Origin of the sequence: Melghirimyces profundicolus (assembly GCF_003054245.1) — a bacterium.
Lineage (GTDB): Bacteria > Bacillota > Bacilli > Thermoactinomycetales > DSM-45169 > Melghirimyces > Melghirimyces profundicolus.
Genome location: NZ_QBKR01000009.1, coordinates 61,575 through 80,920, shown reverse-complemented (window position 1 = coordinate 80,920; position 19,346 = coordinate 61,575). Strand labels below are relative to the sequence as shown.

At 55.1% G+C, this 19,346-nt stretch carries 18 protein-coding genes and 1 pseudogene; 6 read left to right on the top strand and 13 right to left on the bottom strand.

Going from position 1 to position 19,346, the window contains the following annotated elements; all coding sequences use genetic code 11:
- Positions 1-239 precede the first annotated feature (239 nt).
- The gene (gene thiC, locus C8P63_RS08115; RefSeq protein WP_108023017.1) at positions 240-1,979 is read left to right on the top strand and encodes a phosphomethylpyrimidine synthase ThiC; all 1,740 of its coding nucleotides are present in this window, start codon (positions 240-242) and stop codon (positions 1,977-1,979) included.
- A 55-nt stretch (positions 1,980-2,034) separates the two neighbouring features.
- Positions 2,035-2,232, top strand: a complete 198-nt coding sequence (locus tag C8P63_RS08110; protein WP_108023015.1) for a hypothetical protein — start codon at positions 2,035-2,037, stop codon at positions 2,230-2,232.
- Positions 2,233-3,020: 788 nt separating this feature from the next.
- Here the strand turns inward: C8P63_RS08110 and C8P63_RS08100 are convergent.
- Together C8P63_RS08100 and C8P63_RS08085 are read right to left on the bottom strand one after the other, a co-directional pair.
- Complete coding sequence (locus C8P63_RS08100; RefSeq protein WP_245920785.1) at positions 3,021-3,488, bottom strand: hypothetical protein; 468 nt, start codon at positions 3,486-3,488, stop codon at positions 3,021-3,023.
- A 677-nt stretch (positions 3,489-4,165) separates the two neighbouring features.
- Positions 4,166-4,651 (bottom strand): DinB family protein, encoded by a 486-nt coding sequence (locus tag C8P63_RS08085; RefSeq protein WP_108023007.1) that lies wholly within the window; start codon positions 4,649-4,651, stop codon positions 4,166-4,168.
- Between the two features lie 167 nt (positions 4,652-4,818).
- On the opposite strand from C8P63_RS08085, the gene C8P63_RS08080 reads away from it, so the two are divergent.
- Positions 4,819-5,223, top strand: a complete 405-nt coding sequence (locus C8P63_RS08080; protein ID WP_108023005.1) for an acyl-CoA thioesterase — start codon at positions 4,819-4,821, stop codon at positions 5,221-5,223.
- 495 nt (positions 5,224-5,718) lie between these two features.
- On the opposite strand, the gene C8P63_RS08075 is transcribed toward C8P63_RS08080, so the two are convergent.
- Complete coding sequence (locus C8P63_RS08075; RefSeq protein WP_108023088.1) at positions 5,719-7,515, bottom strand: ABC transporter ATP-binding protein; 1,797 nt, start codon at positions 7,513-7,515, stop codon at positions 5,719-5,721.
- Positions 7,516-7,536: 21 nt separating this feature from the next.
- Entirely contained in the window at positions 7,537-9,282 is a 1,746-nt protein-coding gene (locus tag C8P63_RS08070) for an ABC transporter ATP-binding protein (protein WP_108023003.1), read from the bottom strand.
- A gap of 275 nt (positions 9,283-9,557) precedes the next feature.
- Here C8P63_RS08070 and C8P63_RS08065 point away from each other — a divergent pair, with 275 nt between their 5' ends.
- The gene (locus tag C8P63_RS08065) at positions 9,558-10,196 is read left to right on the top strand and encodes an SDR family oxidoreductase (RefSeq protein ID WP_108023001.1); all 639 of its coding nucleotides are present in this window, start codon (positions 9,558-9,560) and stop codon (positions 10,194-10,196) included.
- A gap of 77 nt (positions 10,197-10,273) precedes the next feature.
- On the opposite strand, the gene C8P63_RS08060 is transcribed toward C8P63_RS08065, so the two are convergent.
- Complete coding sequence (locus C8P63_RS08060; protein ID WP_108022999.1) at positions 10,274-11,143, bottom strand: lipoate--protein ligase family protein; 870 nt, start codon at positions 11,141-11,143, stop codon at positions 10,274-10,276.
- 208 nt (positions 11,144-11,351) lie between these two features.
- Between C8P63_RS08060 and C8P63_RS19530 the strand changes: the two genes are divergently transcribed.
- Positions 11,352-11,441, top strand: coding sequence for a thioredoxin (locus C8P63_RS19530; RefSeq protein ID WP_146172143.1), 90 nt, complete (start codon positions 11,352-11,354; stop codon positions 11,439-11,441).
- A gap of 12 nt (positions 11,442-11,453) precedes the next feature.
- Positions 11,454-11,663, top strand: a pseudogene (locus tag C8P63_RS20015) (thioredoxin family protein); the annotation flags it as partial.
- A 133-nt stretch (positions 11,664-11,796) separates the two neighbouring features.
- On the opposite strand, the gene C8P63_RS08050 reads toward C8P63_RS20015, so the two are convergent.
- The 8 genes from C8P63_RS08050 to C8P63_RS08015 all read right to left on the bottom strand — a co-directional run bounded on the left by C8P63_RS08050 (position 11,797) and on the right by C8P63_RS08015 (position 19,279).
- Entirely contained in the window at positions 11,797-11,982 is a 186-nt protein-coding gene (locus C8P63_RS08050; RefSeq protein ID WP_108022995.1) for a hypothetical protein, read from the bottom strand.
- 162 nt (positions 11,983-12,144) lie between these two features.
- The gene (locus C8P63_RS08045) at positions 12,145-12,906 is read right to left on the bottom strand and encodes a sugar phosphate isomerase/epimerase family protein (protein ID WP_108022993.1); all 762 of its coding nucleotides are present in this window, start codon (positions 12,904-12,906) and stop codon (positions 12,145-12,147) included.
- A gap of 102 nt (positions 12,907-13,008) precedes the next feature.
- The gene (locus C8P63_RS08040; RefSeq protein ID WP_108022990.1) at positions 13,009-13,977 is read right to left on the bottom strand and encodes a glycoside hydrolase family 130 protein; all 969 of its coding nucleotides are present in this window, start codon (positions 13,975-13,977) and stop codon (positions 13,009-13,011) included.
- 13 nt (positions 13,978-13,990) lie between these two features.
- Positions 13,991-14,977 carry an ROK family protein gene (locus tag C8P63_RS08035; RefSeq protein WP_108022988.1) on the bottom strand — a complete coding sequence of 329 codons (987 nt, stop codon included), beginning with the start codon at positions 14,975-14,977 and terminating at the stop codon, positions 13,991-13,993.
- Positions 14,978-15,019: 42 nt separating this feature from the next.
- The gene (locus C8P63_RS08030; RefSeq protein WP_108022986.1) at positions 15,020-15,850 is read right to left on the bottom strand and encodes a carbohydrate ABC transporter permease; all 831 of its coding nucleotides are present in this window, start codon (positions 15,848-15,850) and stop codon (positions 15,020-15,022) included.
- 21 nt (positions 15,851-15,871) lie between these two features.
- Positions 15,872-16,738 (bottom strand): carbohydrate ABC transporter permease, encoded by an 867-nt coding sequence (locus tag C8P63_RS08025; RefSeq protein WP_108022984.1) that lies wholly within the window; start codon positions 16,736-16,738, stop codon positions 15,872-15,874.
- 51 nt (positions 16,739-16,789) lie between these two features.
- The gene (locus tag C8P63_RS08020) at positions 16,790-18,088 is read right to left on the bottom strand and encodes an ABC transporter substrate-binding protein (RefSeq protein ID WP_108022982.1); all 1,299 of its coding nucleotides are present in this window, start codon (positions 18,086-18,088) and stop codon (positions 16,790-16,792) included.
- 12 nt (positions 18,089-18,100) lie between these two features.
- The gene (locus tag C8P63_RS08015) at positions 18,101-19,279 is read right to left on the bottom strand and encodes an ROK family transcriptional regulator (RefSeq protein ID WP_146172142.1); all 1,179 of its coding nucleotides are present in this window, start codon (positions 19,277-19,279) and stop codon (positions 18,101-18,103) included.
- Positions 19,280-19,346 lie beyond the last annotated feature (67 nt).

The following is a 19,346-nucleotide window of genomic DNA, read 5'->3' as shown; positions in this document are numbered from 1 at the left end:
TGCATAGACACGGGAGCTTGGAGGAGCCAGGCTGAGAGGGCGGGATCTCTACGCCGACCGTTAAACCTGATCTGGGTAATTCCAGCGTAGGAAAGCACCGAATGCAGGACCGGTACCCAACCGTCGTGCAAAAAAGCCGTACGCTGAGTACGGCTTTTTCTACATACGGCGAAGGAGTCCGGCCCCTGCCCTCCTCCCGTTGGCGGTTTGCCGAAATTGGATCGGGAGGTTGTTTTTTGATGAAAACCGGCCAGTTGTTGCGTTCGTCCTTTTCCCACAGCCGAAAAATTTATTTGGAAGGGTCCCGGGAAGAGATCCGGGTCCCGATGCGGGAGATTCCCCTTTCCGCCGCCGGTGACGGGTCGAAAGCTTCCAGCCTTCGCCTCTACGATACCAGCGGTCCCTACACCGACCCGGAAATCTCCCCGGATCCCCGTAAGGGGCTTTCTCCGCTTCGCAGGAACTGGATCCTGGAAAGGGACGACGTGGAAACGGTGCGGGAGACCGCGGGCGGCTCCCCGGACCCGAATCCGCCGTCGGGCCGCTCGATGCCGGAGGGGTTGAAACGTACTTCCCTTCGCGCCAAAAAAGGAAAAAGGGTCACCCAACTCCATTACGCGCGAAAAGGGATCCTCACCCCCGAAATGGAATTCATCGCCCTCCGGGAAGGAGTCCGCCCCGAACTCGTCAGGGAAGAAGTCGCCGCCGGACGGGCGATCATTCCCGCCAATATCAACCATCCGGAAATCGAACCCATGATCATCGGAAAGAATTTTCATGTGAAAGTGAATGCCAATATCGGCAATTCGGCGGTGACTTCTTCCATCGAAGAAGAGGTGGAAAAAATGGTTTGGGCCACCCGTTGGGGAGCCGACACGATCATGGACCTTTCCACCGGCAAGGATATCCACACCACCCGGCAGTGGATTCTGCGCAACTCCCCCGTACCGGTCGGCACCGTCCCGATCTACCAGGCCTTGGAGAAGGTGAACGGCGAACCGGAGAAACTGACCTGGAAGATCTACCGGGACACCCTGATCGAACAGGCGGAGCAGGGAGTGGATTACTTCACCATCCACGCGGGCGTGCTGCTTCGGTACATCCCCCTGACCACCGGGCGGATGACCGGAATCGTCTCCCGGGGAGGCTCCATCATGGCCGCTTGGTGTCTGGCCCATCACGAGGAAAATTTCCTTTACACCCATTTCCGGGAGATTTGCGAAATCATGAGCGCCTATGACATCTCCCTCTCCCTCGGGGACGGCCTGCGACCCGGATCCATCGCCGACGCCAACGACGAGGCGCAATTCGCCGAACTGCGCACGTGTGCGGAGCTGACCGAAATCGCTTGGGAATACGATGTCCAGGTGATGGTGGAAGGACCGGGCCATGTCCCGATGCACCGGATCAAAGAGAATGTGGACCTCCAGCAGAAATGGTGCCATGAAGCTCCCTTCTATACCCTGGGCCCCCTCACCACCGATATCGCCCCCGGTTATGACCATATCACGTCGGCCATCGGTGCCGCCCTGATCGCCTGGCATGGAACCGCCATGCTTTGCTACGTCACCCCGAAGGAACATCTGGGTCTTCCCAACCGGGAGGATGTCAAAGAAGGAGTGATCGCTTACAAAATCGCCGCCCATGCCGCCGATCTGGCGAAGGGACATCCCCGGGCCCGGGAATGGGATGACGCCCTCTCAAAAGCCCGGTTTGAATTTCGGTGGGAAGACCAGTTCAACCTCTCTCTTGACCCCGACCGCGCCCGGAGTTTCCATGACGAAACGCTCCCGGCGGAACCGGCCAAAACCGCCCACTTCTGTTCCATGTGCGGACCGAAATTCTGCAGCATGCGGATCACACAAGACATCCGGAAATACGCGAGGGAGAAAGGCATCGGACTGGAAGACGCCCGCCAACAGGGAATGGAAGAGAAGGCGAAAGAATTCCGGAAGGGGGGAGCGGAGATCTACCGGTAAAATATAATTGGGCTATCCTTTTGGATAGCCCTTTATCAATAAAGGAGGAATGTAAATGGAATTAGGAGATGTGATTGAAAAGACACTAAACAGTTTGCAAAACCGCCTGGATGATTCGGGGATACTCAAACAGGTACAACGTTCTAAAGGAATTGTTGTGGATATGGAATTCACTTTTAACGAATCGGCTACTTCAGATCAAATTCAGGCGTTTGAAGAAGAAAATGGATGGTACGTGCCTAAAGACTACTAAGAAGTTTCTCCTTCGTCATAATGGGGCAGTCCTGTTCAAGATGTCCTATTATGGCGGAGGACTCACTCTATACAACCTGGATGAGATTGTGGAAAATTATCACGTACCTTTGGCTGAATTTGTCCCCGGAAACATTTATCCCATAGGGATATACCAAGATTTTGGCTACTTAGCGATTGACTCCTATAAATGTGCCTCTGGTGCCGAGGAATACCTCGTATACATTGATCATGAGAGACTGGATAGACCAGATTATCTTCCCCTGTCCTTTGAAATGTAGTTGGACCACCTGATCATGGCTCAAGGCAACGCCTTTTGGGTTTGGCCAAAAGAAAGAGCCCATCGTTTTTATAAAGGGCGATAACTGTGGTGGCTGGATATATGGGAATGGGGGATACAACAAAGCCAGTAAAAAACACCGACTCGATTGGACTCAAGCCGGTATTCTTTATGTGGGTGGACGGAGCAGAGGGGATGGGGCTGATATCCAAGCCTTTTCCTACTCAGCCCCAGCAGGAGCCAATCTGAACGATCTAAAATGGCCATGGCCTTATATATTCAAATTATCGTGAGAAACCACTCAATCATTCGAATCCTGTCCAAAGCAGCGATGAAGGGTGACAACCCCCTCCGTCCCGCACCCTCATGCTGTTCAAGTTTCGATCCGACGGAATGAACGCAGGATCCGTAAGGCATCGAGGGTCAGCACACCCTTCCACTCTTCCTTGGCCCGCTGCCAGACTTCCTCGTATCTCCCCCATTCCCACGTCGGGTTCTAGGCACCATCCTCAGCTTGGTGAGAGATGAGAAAGTCCAGGTTTTCTTCCACGGAAGTACGGAGGATGGGATAATAATGCGCTTCCGGTGAAGGGGCGACCTGAATCGGTCGCTCGGGGATATTGGTCAATGGATTGGGGTACCGGCATCCAGATTTGATTTGGTTCATCAAATGTTTTTCTCAGGTAGTTCATCACCCGCTGGACCATCGGCGGCGTCTCTGTCCGCCTCAGCCGGGAGATGTATTGGAGCGCGATCGTACTTGCCAGCGCCGATGAATCCGGCAGACGAAAGTCAGGCTCCAAGGCATGACCGAATCCGCCGTCCTCATTTTGATAGCTCTCCAGTTCTTTCAACACGTCAGCTGCAGACCCTTGTTCAAACTCAAATCGAAACATGGCGCGATCCAAGGGTCGAGCTCGGGTCAAAAGAAAATCGCGGGCTTTCGAGAATGGTTTCGCTGACAGTTTCCGCATCATTCATTCGTACCCCCTTAAAGCGTTGTGATTGATTGTATGGCTCAGAAGAGGGAAAGCGTTTCCCCGAAACAGCGACTTTTTCACAATAATCCCCAAAATACACCCCCTTGTTTGATTCGGTGAAGGGAGCAGAAGTCCTTTCAGGAAAGGGGGGAACCCTTGGATGATGTTTCATCCTCCAAAGCGTTCAGAATCCGTCTGAAACTGAAGTTCCGTTTAACATCATCCTTCACCTTTTGTTTCCGTAATTTGATCGAACTCATCCGGGCAAAAAGAATATACTGACCCTGACTGAAAAAGGAGGGAACACCATGTATCCACCTGTCATGCCACCGGGATATCAAGTTCTTCGTATCCCCGGCTGTTCACCACGGCATCGTGGAACACGCCGCCGGACTCTCTCTGCGCCATGTCCTTTACCAAACCAATGCCATCTCCTTCCTCATGGGCCGGGGGATCCCGTTTCACCAAGCCCTTTATACCGTGGAATCCTGGGAACGAAACGAGCGTTTTCCTTACTTCGAAGATCAACCGGTTTAAAAAATGAACCCCGGAAAACCGGGGTTTCATTCATGGAACCAAGCGGTGCCCTGTCCTTGTGCTCGCCTTCCGATGGCCCGGTACACCTATTTCTGTATTCGGGTAACCTCATGGAAAGCTTCATCCATATGGAATAATCATGAATGATTGGATCGTTCAGCATATAGTTTACGAATATAAAGAATTTGTCCTATGTGGTATGCGTCGTGCATTGCCAAATCTGAAAGAACAAGCTTATGTGATGAAGCCGATTGATCATAAGGTGTATCAAATCGACTCTCGTCCCAATCAGACAATGTCAGTTGTATTTTTTTACAGACTTCTTGAACCTCCTTAACCGCAGCCTGCCATCCAGCCTCGTCTGCAGGATCTCCAGGATCCCCAAACGTTGCATTGTTGTCTGCATTCACAGGGGTTGTGTTACCTTGTAAGTTTCTCAATATGTTTTCATTCCAAAACCCAATGTGGTTTACAATCTGCCAGATCGAATGACTGTTGGCATGTGGCTGCCATGAAGCCTCGCCTGCTTGTACTCCTTCAAGAGCAGACATCAGTGGAACGAAACCAACCTGCTTTTTAAACCTAAAATCCAGCAGGGACAACACTAATTTCTTTGTACTCATGATTTTCCCCCATGTTTTTTTATATCATTTCCCTTACACATAACAATGGTACTCCTGCATGATTCTCCACCCTTACACATACCTTCGCTGCAAAAGATGAAACGCGGACAGGTCGTCATCGGCTATAATGAAAAGGGAACGGAATCAAAACCGAAGGAGGGGGCAACATGCCGCTGACCACCACACTGCAAGTTCGCTTCAACGAATGTGACGGGCTCGGGCACGTGAACAACGCCGTTTATTACACTTACATGGAGACGGCCCGGATCGAACTCTTTCAGATGCTGGACCCGGAGATGGATTTGAACGACTGGAAATTGATCGTCGCGTCCACCAGCTGCGAATACAAATCCCAAGCCTCCTTCGCCCAGTGGCTGAAAGTGACGACGGAAGCGGAACGGATCGGGAACAGCAGCTTCACTCTTCTTCACCGGATCAGCGATCTGAAGACCGATGAACTGATCGCCGTCGGACGGGCCGTCCTGGTTCACTACGACTACCGCCGGCAACGGAGCCTCCCGCTGACCAAAGAAATGAGAAACACCCTCCAATCCCTGCAACTTCCGCAGTGATCCCAGCGATAAACGGTTATCATTATTGAATATTAACCGGAATCGTTGTGATGGATGGACAGGCTCAGAAGAAGGGAAGCGTTTACACGAACCAGCGACTTTGAAACCCCCCGTGAAACGAAAGGGGGGCACTTCTCATGGTTGCCGGTAACCCATGATTATGGATGAAAAGCTGATGCATGCGACTTCTGTCCTCTCTGTGAAACCGACATCGGCGAAACATCCCCGCTTCGATCAAGAAAACCCCAACCACCGCCAGCCCCACGCTCCCCATACCATGATCGTCAAAAATGGTTTTCCGTTCACCGGACTCCTCCTTTCTGAAGCGAAACCAATACCTGTTTTCTGCTTCCGCTGCTCCGGATCCTCCGGTTTATTCCTGAAAGATCGTTGGCAGGACAGGAGTAACGTAACTCACAAAGAACCCCTTCCCCCGCAAAGGGGAAGGGGAAGAAAATTCAGACCCCTCCGTCCCCCGGGGAGGCTGGAGGACCATCAACCCGCATCCAGCACCTTGAACTGGGCGGTGACCAGATTGAAATATTCCCCCCGCTTTTCCATCAAATCCTGGTGGGGTCCCTCCTCCAGGATGCGGCCGTTCGCCAGGACCACGATGTTGTCGGCATCCCGGATGGTGGAGAGACGGTGGGCGATCAGGATGGACGTTCGCCCGGCCAGGAGGGTTTTCATCGCCTCCTGGATTTTCAGTTCAGTCTCCGTGTCGATGCTCGCCGTCGCTTCATCGAGGATGATGATCCGGGGATCGGCGAGAAGCGTCCGGGCAAAAGAGAGAAGCTGCCGTTCCCCGGAGGACAGAATATTGCCCCGCTCCTCCACTTCCGTGTCGAACCCCCGTGGAAGCCGCCGGATGAAGCTGTCGGCTCCCACGGCCCGGGCTGCCGCCTCCACCTCTTCGTCGGTGGCATCGGGGCGGCCGAAGCGGATGTTTTCCCGGATCGTTCCGGAGAAGATAAAAGTCTCCTGGAGAACGATGCTCACCTGGGAGCGAAGATCCTCCAACTTCAGGTCCCGCAGATCCCATCCGTCCATCCGGACGGATCCATCCGTCGGATCGTAGAAGCGGCAGATCAGATTGACGATGGAGGTTTTCCCCGAGCCGGTGTGCCCCACCAGGGCGACGGTCTCGCCGGGGTGGAACTCCAGGTTGATTCCCTTCAAGGCCTTCCGGTTTCCGTCATAGGAAAAGACCACGTCTTTCAGTTGCACATGCCCCCGGATCTTTCCGACCGGTCTGGCATCGGCTTTCTCCGGAACCGAAGGCTTTTCGTCCAAAAACTCAAAGATCCGTTCCGTCGAAGCCATGGCCATCAACAACTGGTTGTAAACCTGACCCAGACGGGAAATCGGTTCCCAGAAGTTCCCCATGTAGACGGCAAAGGCGACGAAGACCCCGATGGAAATCTCCCCGGTCCGGTAGAGATAAGCACCGAAGATGATCAGGATCGCCGTGCCGATCGCACCCGTCACCTCCACCATCGGGCGGAAGGTGGCGCTTTTTCGCGTGGCGTCATTCCAAGCGTTGAAGTTGTCCCGATTGAGCCGGGTGAAAAAGCCCATGTTCTCCTCTTCCTGCGTGTAGGACTGGGTCACCCGCATTCCCTGGATACTCTCGTTCAGATGGGAATTGAGAGTGGACTGTTTGATCCGAACCTTCTGCCAGGAACGGCGGATCATCCGGCGAAGTTTGACCGAAATCACAAACATGATCGGCAGGATGATCAGGACGGCGGCCGTCAGGCTGGGACTCAGGATGGTCATCATCCCGATGATCCCCGTCAACAACAGGATATCCATGATCACGTTGACGATCCCGTTGGTCAACAGTTCCTGCAGCGAGTTGATGTCGTTGGTGATCCGGACGAGGATCGAGCCTGCCGACCGCTGGTCAAAAAAGCGGTGGGAGAGCCGTTGGATGTGCCGGAAAAGATGTTGGCGCAAATCGTAGATGACGGACTGCCCCAACACCTGCATCCAACGGATCCGCCACGTGTTCCCGATCCAGTTCAAGATGTACATCCCCGACAGAACCGCCACAAAGGTGAACAACAGCGGCACGTCCTGATCCACCAACGCGTGGTCGATCGCCAGGCTGATGATATAGGGGGCGAACAGCCGCACCGCCGTGGAAACCAGCATCGCACTCAAGACCAGCGGCAACAGTTTCGTGGCATAGGGTTTCACATAGGATAAGAGGCGAACCATCAATGCCCAGTTGAACGGTTTCTCGATCACCAGCTCGTTGGAATAGCGGAACCGCTCGCGTCGTGTCATTCGGGACAAACCATCACCCCCTCATGATGTGTGGACCGCTTCCCGGTCCCTGAACTGAATGTCGTAAATCCGCCGGTAGGTGCCCTTCCCCCGAAGAAGTTCCTCATGGGTTCCCCGCTCGATGATCCGGCCTTCCTCCAGCACCAGGATTTCATCGGCGTCTTTCACCGAGGAAATCCGATGGGCGATGATGAAGGTGGTTCTCCCCTTCATCACTTCCCGGAAGGCGGCCTGGATCTTTTGCTCCGTCTCCATGTCAACGGCACTGGTGGCGTCATCCAGGATCAGGATGCTCGGATCGATCACCAAAGCCCGGGCGATGGCCAGCCGCTGCTTCTGTCCCCCGGAGAGTCCGAGGCCCCGTTCGCCCAGAACGGTGTCGTATCCCTCGGGCAACGCTTCGATGAACTCGGCAGCTTGGGCCCGCTCCGCCGCCTGCCGGATCTTCTCCATCGAAACCTCCGGATTTCCGTAAGCGATATTGTCCCGAATGGTGGAGGAGAAGAGGAAGGACTCCTGGAACACCACCCCGATGTTTTTGCGAAGGGACTTCAGATCATAATCTTCCACCGGCCTTCCGTCGACCCAAAGGTTACCTCCCGACGACTCATAAAAACGGGAGATAAGCTGCGTCAGGGAGGTCTTCCCCGCACCGGTGGCCCCGATCATCCCGATCACTTTCCCCGGCGGGGCATCGAAGCTGACGTTTCTCAGTGCCCATTCCTCCGTACCGGGATACCGATGGGAAAGGTTTTCAAAACAGACATGTCCTTCCAGGCGATCGACTTTCACAGCGTCCGGTCGGGACCGGATGTCTTCCGATTCATCCAAGACTTCCAAGAGGCGTTCTCCCGCCGCCTTCGACTGGGAGTAGGTATTGATGATAAACCCGAGGAACATCAACGGACCGATGATGTACCAGATCAGGCTGAAAAAGGCAACCAGTTCCCCGAGAAGCATTTCCCCCCGGATCACCAGCCCCCCCCCGTAAGCCAACAAGGCCACCACGGAGATGTTCCCGATGAGTTCCATCAGGGGAAAATAGGTGCCCCAAATATTCCCCGTCTCCACGTTGGTCCACTTGTAGCTTTGATTTTTCCGGTCAAACCGCTCCATTTCAAAATCTTCCCGGGACATCGCCTTGACGGTGTTCATCCCGCTGATGTTTTCCTGCACCCGGGTGTTGAGCTCGGCGAAGGAACGGCGGATCCCCTTAAAAGCGGGGTGCACCTTGCGGTCGAACCGGTAGACCGTGACCGCCAGGAACGGCATGGCCATCAGGGTAACCACAGCCAACATCGGGTTGAGCCAGATCATAATCCCCAAACCGAAGGTGAGAAGGAGCAGGAAGTTGACAAACTGGGCGCAACCGAAGGAGAGAAAAAAACGGAACGCCTCCACGTCCGCAGTCAGCCGGGACATCAAATCCCCCGTTTTGGCGCTGTCGTAGAACCGGAAGGGAAGCACTTCCATTTTCCGGTAAAGCGCGTTCCGCAGTTCGTAAACGGCCCGGATGCCGAACAGATCCCCGTAATACTGATGGAAATAGGTAGCGACCGCTTTCAGCGTCATCAACAGGAGAAACCCCCCGGCGATCCAGGGAACCCATTCGTATTTTCCTTCTCCGATCACCCCGTCAATGGTCAACTTGAGAACCAAGGGATAGATCACCGTGATCCCCGTCACCAGCAAGAGGGTCAGAATGGAAGTGAAGAAATATTTTCGGTACGGCCAATAAAAACCCTTCAACCGTTTGAACGTGTTCATTTAAAAAAGACGCACTCCTTTGTATATGTCAAGGACTCTTCCTTTTCCGAAAGCGATTCAAAAAAGAGCTCCGTCCCTTCTTACATGGGTTGAATCCTCCTTCACCCTTTTACGCATCCCAATTTATTCGATAAACGAATAAACTATCCCTTCAAAAAATGGAAAAAATAAATTTTTTTTGTCCGGTGTCCATGAGATGAAAGGAAGCTCCAGCCCTGTTGGCAATCCGGGGATTTGGGGTATAGTGTAGGAGAGAAAACAGCAGGAGGGATTGCATGCGCGTATTGGTGATCGGTGCCAACGGACAGGTGGGCAAGCGGCTGGTGGGGCTCCTGGGCCGGAGCGAACACGAAGTCCGGGCCATGATCCGGGACGAACAACAGGCTCCCCCGTTGGAGAAAATGGGGGCCCAAACCGTCCTGGCCGACCTGGAACAGGATTTCTCCCACGCCGTGAAAGGATGCGAGGGGATCATTTTCGCGGCGGGTTCCGGAGCTCACACCGGACCGGACAAAACGGAACGGGTGGATCATCTGGGTGCGGTCCGGTCCATCGAGGAAGCGGAAAAACATGGGGTAGAGCGGTATATCATGCTGAGTGCCCTCCGGGCCAAAACGCCGGAAACCGGCCCTGAAAAACTGCAGCATTACCTGGTGGCCAAAAAGAAGGCCGACGACCGGCTGAAACAGAGCGGTCTTCAATACACCATCGTCCGACCGGGACGCCTGTCCAATGACAAGGGTACGGGCAACGTCAGCCTCGCCGAAGACCTCGACTTCCGCCCCGATCCCATTCCCCGGGAAGATGTCGCCCTGGCTCTGGCCGCCACCCTGGATGCCCCCAATACCATCCGAAAGGCTTACGACCTTCTCCCCGGCAACACCCCCGTGATCGAGGCAGTGACGTCTCTGTAACCGCACCGGGCCCCGGATTCCGGGGCGTTTTGAATAACATCAAAACGGCCCCATCCGGGGCCGTCGTCGAGAAAAGTTCACGCTTTCAACCGTTTTTCATAATGTTCCGGAAGACAATGTTCCTGGTACCGTGCCGCTTCTTCCCGTTCTTTTTCCGATGGAGAGCCGGGTGTCCGCACCCCGGTCAGATCCCGGACCACTTCCAAGAGCCCTTCCCAGGTCCGTCGCTCCACCTCTTCCGGGGCGGCAGACACAAAGGAGGAAAGGGTGGCCACGGTGTCAATATAGACGGGCCGGGTGCCTTCCGCCATCTCATAGAAAGCATTCAGGGCGGAAACCGCCTGCTCCCGGTCAATCCGGGTGAGCAGCGTGGCATGGGCCAGGATGTATCCGGGACGCTTGGAGGTAAGCCCTGCGGGACCGCCTTTCCAGATCTGGGAAGTGCCCACGATCTTTTTCCCCCGGACCACCACATTGTACCGGCCATCACAGAATGAGCCGGGAACTTCGCCGAAACAGGACTCCAGACCAAAGGTCCGCTCCAGCATCCGCATCAGTGGAAAACCCAGCATTCGGTAGATTTCGTCGATGTTCCACTTCATCTCTTTCGGACGGGGTAAAAAAAGGGAAAGGTTCAGCGTACCCGGACCGTGGGGTACGGCGGTGCCCCCGCTCTGGCGGACATAGACCGGCCAATCCACCTGCTTCATCATGCGGGCGGCCCGGAGCGCCTTCGGAGTCCGGATGTCCTTTTTGGCCACCACCAGGGCCTGCGGCCCCCGCCAAAGCCGGATCGTAGCGGGAGCCTCCCCCCGGGCCACCGCCTCCCCGACGGCCTCTTCCATGGCGTAGCTGAGACCCCCCTGTTCCTCCCGGGGTTCCAACAGGATCCGCCACCGATCGATCTCCCGAAAATGGTTTTCCGTTTGTTTCAACCGATCTTCCATGATTCCATCCTCCCACGTTTCACACCCGTCCATTATACCCCATCGGAAAAAACTCTTCGATCCCGTTTCGGACCTGTCTCCCCCGGGGCGGGATCGCGTGAGATTCCCTGACACGGGTTCCCGGCATATTATGAAGGACCATGCACCATAATAAAAGGTGTGGAAAGGCAGTTCTCCGGATGGTTTTAAAAAAGGGGGGTGATATCAAGTGGTCAAATCCATCAGCAGCGCCGATTACGATGCGTTGGTCCAAAATGCAACCAAGCCCGTCATTCTTGAATTCGGGGCCGATTGGTGACCGGCATGCCGTCAATTGAGACCGGTGGTCTCAGAAGTTGCAGAACAGGAAACAGCGGTCGATTTTTATTATGTCGATGTCGATCAAAATCCGGAACTTGCAGACAAGTTCGGGATACGAAGCATCCCCACCCTCATCCGAATCCAAAACGGGAAAGAAACCAATCGTTCCTTGGGATTGATTTCCGAAAAGGAGGTCAAAGAATTCGCCCACTCTGAATAACAGGAGCAGACGTCCGCCCAACTGCTGAATCCTTGAAAGACGGGCTCACGCAGATATTCCGCGTGGGTCCGTTTCTATTTCACCTGACCGTGTCGCCCGAATGGAAAAACACCCCGAACCACGGGGTGCCGCCTTATTTTTGGTGTTTCAGTTCTTCGATTACTCTTGCCAACAACAGGGCTTCTTCGCGGTATCGGTGAATGCTGCGGCCCTTTCGGTCCCCCTCCAGCACCTTTCTCCGCACATCGTTGTACCGCCGTTCAATGCAGGTAAGCGCCGCCAACCATTCATCTCCGGAGAGGTTCATCACCACTCTCATATGTCACTCTCCTCGTGATCCTTGTTCGCTTCTACCAATGTATGAACGGCGGCCTGTCCCTTTGACAAAAACAACCCTTTCGAAAGAGGGCTGTTCAGGTGAATGGACAAAAGGGGCCGGGGCGCGGTTACTCTGCGCCTCCGGCCCCCGCCAAAGATGTCTTCAAGGACACTCCGCTCCCCGAACCAGCGCCTTCAGCACCCGGGCGTTGACCGCCGCACTTTCCATGGGGTCTCCGCGGAAATGTTCCTGCTCGGCGATCACCCAGGGGATCCCTTCTTTTTCGGCCAATTCCACCAAGGTGCCGTTATCGATCTCCCCGTCACCGATCTCGGTGCTGATGTTCCCATCCGAAGTCCGTTTCAAATCCTTGATATGGAGCGCCGCGTATCGTCCGGAATCCTTCCGGATCAGGTCTCCGGGATCCAGCCCTGCGTCGACCGCCCAGTAACAATCCAGTTCCATCTTCACCCGGGTCGTGTGGTCGAACAGAATTCCGAACCCGTTGGGGCCTTCGGGAGGATCGAATTCAAAATCGTGATTGTGGTAAGCCAGCTCCAACCCTCTTTTTGCGCAGATCTCGCCCGCGCGGTCCAATATGCCGGCCACCTCACGAAACCCTTCCGGTGACCGAAGCTCTTCCGGCAACCAGGGGCAAACCAGAAGCGGGCATCCGAGTTCCTCGTGGAAGTCCATCGTCTTCTCCAGCCGGTCCGGAAGCAATTGATCCAGCGGGAGGTGGGACCCGGCCGTTTTCAGCCCGGTATCCTCCAGAACGCGGCGGATCTCCCGCGCCCCGTGTCCGAAAAATCCGGCAAACTCTACGCCGTCGTACCCCATTTCCGCCACTTTCTCCACGGTCCCCAACAAATCCGCCTGAGCGGCTTCTTTCACCGAATACAACTGCAAACCGATACGAACCATGCCGGTTCCCCCTTTTTTCTTGAACCTCTGCTCAAGGCTGAGTCAGGAAGTTTTCCTTCCTTTTCCCGATCCCTCAACCCATGCCGCTCCCCCTCACCGGTTCTACGGACGATAAACGGCGACGCCGATATGGGAATCCGCCATTCCGTAATACAGGTACCAACACCCTTTCAATTCGACCAGCCCCTCCAGAAAGACCACATTGTCCACTTGCCCCGTCCGCTCCTCTCTCACTTCCGGAGCAAAGAAGGAGTCGGACGTCCGTCGGATCACTTTCGCGGGATCGTCACGGGAAAAGAGAACCTGGCCCGCTTCATAGCGCACCGGAGCCGGATGGATACCACCGGAACCGCTTCTTCCTTCTTCCGCCAGCTTCCGGGCGCCGTTGTAGATGAGAAGAATCCCTTCTTCCGTCATCATCGGTTGGGGCCCCGGTTCCACCAGCAGGCTGTCAAAGGCTTCCGGATCCTTCCGGACCCGCAGAACCGGTTCCTCCAAGGGCTCCCAGTGGACGGCATCATTGGAATAGGCCACCCAAATGGAACTGTCCCCGAAATACATCACATACTTCCCGTTGACTTTTTCCTGCAGAATGGCCCCGGACTTGGACCACTCCTTTGATTGATCTCCTTTCCACCCCGGAAACACGATCCCCTTCTTTTCCCAGTGGATCAGATCCTCGGATACGGCGAGACAGAGCCGCGCACTGACGCCGTCAAAGGCGGTGTATGTCAGGACATAGGTATCCCCGATCCGGGTCACCCTCGGATCTTCGCAACCGCCGGGTTTTTCGTAGTCTTCGGTGGGGACGAGAACGGGTTCGGGCCGGCGCTCGAAATGAATTCCGTCTTCACTGACGGCCAGGCCGATGCGGGAAGTGCCGTTCCACTTCCCGAGTCCGGTCTGGTCCTCCGCCCGGTACAACATATAAATTTTTCCGTCTTTCACCACCGCCGCCGGATTGAAAACATCCTTCGACTCCCAGCCGTCCCCGACCGGGGAGAGTACCGGGTTTTCCTCATGCTTCTGAAAGTTTCCGAAAGGAAAAGATTTCACCTTGATATCCTGCATTGGATTCGCTCCTTCAATTTTGATCTTTGTCCGGCGTCCAGGCAGGGGAAACACTCCCCTTCTTTCCTTCCTCCCACAGAGCGGCCGCTCCCAGTATCCCCGCATCGTCGCCCAGGGCGGACGGGAGAATGTCATAGGTTCCGACAAAGGAAGGCATCAACCACTCTTCCACCCTCTCCCTCAGAGGAGTGAACAGCCGGTCTCCCGCTTTGGCCACTCCGCCTCCGATGACGATCCTCCGGGGATTGAGAAAATGAATGGCGTTGGCCACCCCCACAGCCAGGTAGTGGATCACTTTCTCCACGATCGCTTCGGCATCCGGATCCCCTTCTTTCAGGGCGGCAAACACGTGCTCCGCACGGGGCCGCTCCCCGTCGGCCTCCGCCAGTTTCCATATCCGTGAACCCGGACCGGCCGCTTCCGCCGCCAACGCGTCGATGGCCGTGCCCGAGGCCAAGCCTTCAAGGGTGCCGTCACGCAAGTGACCGCCCTGGGCTCTGGAAGGCTCCAAAACCATTTGACCCAGTTCCCCCGCGAAGGTATCAGCCCCCCGCAACAGTCGGTCGTTCACCACCAACCCGCTTCCGATGCCCGTACTTACGGTGATGTAGACCAACGGGTCCGAGTTCATCCCGGCCCCCCACAGGTATTCGCCCCAGGCCGCCGCATTGGCGTCGTTTTCGACGCGGACGGGGACACCGAATTTTTGTTCCAGTTCCGCTTTGAGGGGAACCCGGTCCCATCCGGGGAGGTTGGGCGGGGAAAGGATCGTTCCCGTCCGTGCGTCCAGCGGTCCGGGGGAGGCGACGCCGATTCCGTCCACCTCTCCCCCGGCCATCACGTTCCGGATCGCTTCGGAAATCCGCTCCAACACCCGCTCCGGACCTTCCCGGGCCCGGGTTTCCATCCGGACGCGGGATGTGAGGTACCCGTTTGGTTCCACCCTCGCCGCGGCGATTTTGGTTCCGCCCAGATCCACCCCGATACAAGCCGGTTTCATCCTGTTTGTCTCTCCGTTGAAAATGGCTGCTCGTCCTTTCCGTTAACCTTTCATTCCGGAACTGCCCACACTTTCGATAAAATACCGTTGGAAAAAGAGATAGAGAAGAACCACCGGCAAAGCCAGAATTGTCGTAACGGCCATGATGCTTCCCCACTGCCCCCCCTGCCCTTCCAATCCGAACAGGGTCGCCGCCTGTGCCAGCGGCATCATCTCCTGATCCCTTGCCACCAGAAGGGGCCATAACAGATCGTTCCAAGGCCCCATAAAGGTGAAAATGGTGACCGTGACCGCTGCCGGTTTGGAAAGAGGAAGCACAATCCGGAACAGGATTCTCAATTCACCGGCTCCGTCCATGCGTGCGGCATCGATTAAGTCCTGCGGAATGGTGAGGAAAAACTGCCGGAAAATGAAGATTCCCAAGGCGTTGACCGAAACGGGCATGACCAACCCGGCATAAGTGTTGAGCCACCCCAGCTTCACCACGATGATGTAGAGCGGAATCATCAGCAGCTGAAACGGGATCATCATGGTCAGCAGCACGGTGGAAAACAATAGGTTCCTCCCCCTGAACTCCAGCCGGGCCAAAGCATATCCCGCCATCGAAGTGAATACCAGAGTGATCAGGGTCACTCCTCCCGCGAACACGAAACTGTTCAACAGGGATTCCCAGACAGGGATCCGTTCGAACATGTAGGCGTAACTGGCTTCGGTCACCTTTGAAGGGATCAGGTTCAATTCAAATACTTCCTTCGGCGTTTTGACCGAGGCCAGCACCATCCAGTAAAACGGAAAGATGAACAGAACGGCCCCCGCCGTGAGAATCAGGTAAAGCGTGATTTTCCGGAGTGCGCTCCACCCCTTGGCTGTCATGTCTCTCCCCCTTTCCACAAATCAGTAGTAAGTGTCCCGTTCCAGGAATTTTTTCTGAATCAGCGACGCTGCCAGTATCATAAAGGCCAGCACGAGACCGATGGTGGCGGCGTAACCCATGTCGAGGTTTTGAAAGGCGTTTTTGTAGATGTACATCACTACCGACAGGGAACTGTTCGCCGGTCCTCCCCCGGTCATGATGAAAGGCTCGGTGAACAGTTGAAACCCGTTGATCGTTGACAGGATCACCACAAGGAGCATCGCCGGGTTCAACATGGGAAGGGTGATGCGGAAAAACTGTTGCAACGAACCGGCCCCGTCGATCCGGGCCGCTTCATACAGGTTTTTCGGAATTCCCTGCAACCCTGCCAGGAAGATGACCACGTAATAACCGAGGTTTTTCCACGCCGCCACCCACGCCAGGGAGGGAATGGCCCAGGTCTCACTTGTCAACCAGGGAACGGGAGCGATTCCGAAGAACCCCAACAATTCATTGATGATCCCGTCATCCGTGGACAGCATCCACGCCCAGAGAAAGGAGATGACCACACCCGAGGTCACCACCGGAAGGAAATAAGCTCCCCGGAAGAACCCCCTTCCCTTGATTGGTTGATTCAAAGCCACAGCCAGCAAAAGGGCCAAGGTGATTTGAATCGGGATATTGACCAGGATAAACCGCAAGGTGTTCCACAGGGACTTGAAAAAAAGTTCATCCCCGATCAGCCGTTGGTAGTTCTCCAGACCGACAAAGGGAATGTCGGGGGAGATGATGTTCCAGTCATGAAACGTAAGCCAAACGGAGAAGAGAACCGGATAGAGCATGAACACGGACAGAAACAGCAGATACGGCAAAATCAGCAGGTATGCGGATTTGTGGCTTCTCTTCATGTCGTTCCCCCTTCCATCGGGCGGAGCATGCCGTATCAATCAACGGATATCCTACTGCCGTTTCAGAATCTCGTTCACCTTTTTCTCTGCGTCTTTAATTGCCTTTTCCGGTGATTTTTTGCCCAGCACAGCCGACTTCTGGTATTCCAGTGACAGCGCTTCCATGGCTTCCGTCAGCTTCGGCGAATCGTCGGTGGCTCGCGTGTAGGGAGCCTGTTCGGCGAACCGGCGCAACAATGGGTTTTCCTCGAAAAAAGAACGGGCCTCTTCATCTTTCTCCAAATCTTTTCGGAACGGAATCTGTTGGGTCTCCTTCAGAAACTTGAGATCGTTCTTTTTGGAGATGAGGAACTTGGCAAATTCCCAGGTTTCCTTCGGATGCTCGGTGCTTTTGAAAATGCCGATGTTCTTGGGATCCCCGTAGGTGATCACCTGGTTTCCTTCCATGTCATCCGGAACCGGTACCGGTACCACCCCAAACTCCGTATCGGGAGCCTGTTTTTCCAGATCCGCCAGGGCAAAGGGGCCGGTGATGGTCATCGAAACCTTGCCTTTGGCCAGCAGGTTCTCTTTGAAAGTGGATTTGGGGGCGTAGCCCTCGTCAAATACCTTTTTGAAAAAGCGAATCGTCTCCACAGCTTCGGGATTGTCAAAGGCCGCCTGGTTTCCCTTCAACAGGGTTTCACCTTCCTTCGCGGCCAGATACCAGGGATAAAAGTCGAAAAACCGCTGCCACCAGGTTTGTTCCACGTTGGGATTCATCGCCCAAACATCAGTTTTTCCGTCCCCGTTTTTGTCCCGGGTCAATTTATCCGCGGCTTTCAGAAACTTGGAATAGGTGCCGATATCCGGGTTTTCCGGATCCAGTCCCGCCTCTTTAAAATGTTTTTTGTTGTAGATCACCATCACGGGATTGCCCTTCCAGGGGATCTGGTACAAATGGCCGTCCTTCGATTTGAAGGATTCCACCGTGTCTTTCGGCGTCCGCTCGGAGATGGTTTTCATCGCACCATCAATCTTGTCGATCGCATACATCCCCCCGGCCTCCACAAATTGGCTCAACGCCCCTGGATTGATGTTGGAAGTGAGGTCCGGTGTCGTTCCCCCTGCAATGGATGTCAGCAACACTTCCTCAGTCGAACGGCTGGCGGGCAAGGGTTCCACTTTCACCTGGATGTCGGGATGTTTCCGGTTCCACTCCTTCACCACGTCCTTGGCAAACTTCACTTCCACCGGGTGGGCCGCGGGCCAATAAGTCAACTCAACCTTACCGCTGTCCCCAGCGGAAGAACAAGACGTCTGTGCCACCAACAACAAAACCGACACAAGGATCCATCCAAGTTTTTTCATGTCGTTCCCTCCTTATTTCAACTGCAGAGTAAAGATTTCTTCCATCACCAGAGCGGCGGCTCCAACCAGCCCGGATTTGTCTCGCAGCTCTCCTTTCACAATTTGGAGCTGCTCACTCAGTGCAGGCACGACCCGCTCCCTGATCACGCCTTTCACAATGTCGGTCATCAGGGGAAATCCCCGGGAAAGCTTTCCTCCAAGAATCAGCATGTCGGGGCGCAGGGAGTTCACCACTCCGATTAAACCCGCTGCGATCACCCTCGATGTCTCTTCCAGCTCCCGGATGGTCAAGTCATCACCGCATTGAAACGCTTTCAATACATTCGATAATTGAATTTTCTCCGGAGCCGGGTAATGCGGGGACGCGTGACCGGCACGGATTTTCTCCCGAATACGTCGAATGACGGCCAAACCCGAAGCCATGACTTCCAAGCAACCGTAGTTACCGCAATTGCAGCGCGGCCCGTGGAGATCCACCGTCCCGTGGCCGATTTCCCCCGCTCCGAAAGGGGTGCCACGGTACAGGGATCCTTCAATCACAATCCCTCCCCCGATCCCTTCCCCGACCAATACGTAAACCAGGTTATCGGCCCCCCGTCCCGCACCGAACCACTTTTCACCCAAAGCGTGGAGGTTAGCGTCCTTTTCCACTTTGACCGGCATCCGGAGTTCTTGCTCCAGGCGTTCCTTTAACGGAACCACGTTCCAAAGCGGAAGGTTGGGAGGGTAAAGGACCTCCCCCGTGACCGAATTGACCGGACCGGGTGACGAAACCCCCACGCCCAGAATTTTTTTTCGAGGAATTCCCGAACGTTCCAGCAGGGTCTGCACCCCGAGTCGAACCGCCTCAACATACGACCGGGGCGTCCGGTCCCCGGGTGCAGCCAAACATGTCTCGTCGACAGTGACGGTAGACAGATCCATTAGGGCCACATGGATTTCATCCACGGACAAGTCGACGGCCACCACGTAAAACGCCGTGGCATTCAACGCATACAATGCGGGTTTTCTCCCGCCGCTGGACCTCCCTTCCCCCCGGAGAAACAGAATGCCGGAGGATTCCAGATCATTGACGATTTTGGAGACCCCCGCGAAGGTCAACTTCATCCGTTCCGCCAATTGCGCTTTGGACAGGGGCCCTTCTCGGCGAATCAAATCCAGCACCTGGGTCCGGTTCATCTTTTTCAGCAACCGCTGGTTTCCTTTGATCAGCCGAACCCCCTCCTTTTTAAACAAAGTTAAATAAGTAATCAAAAAA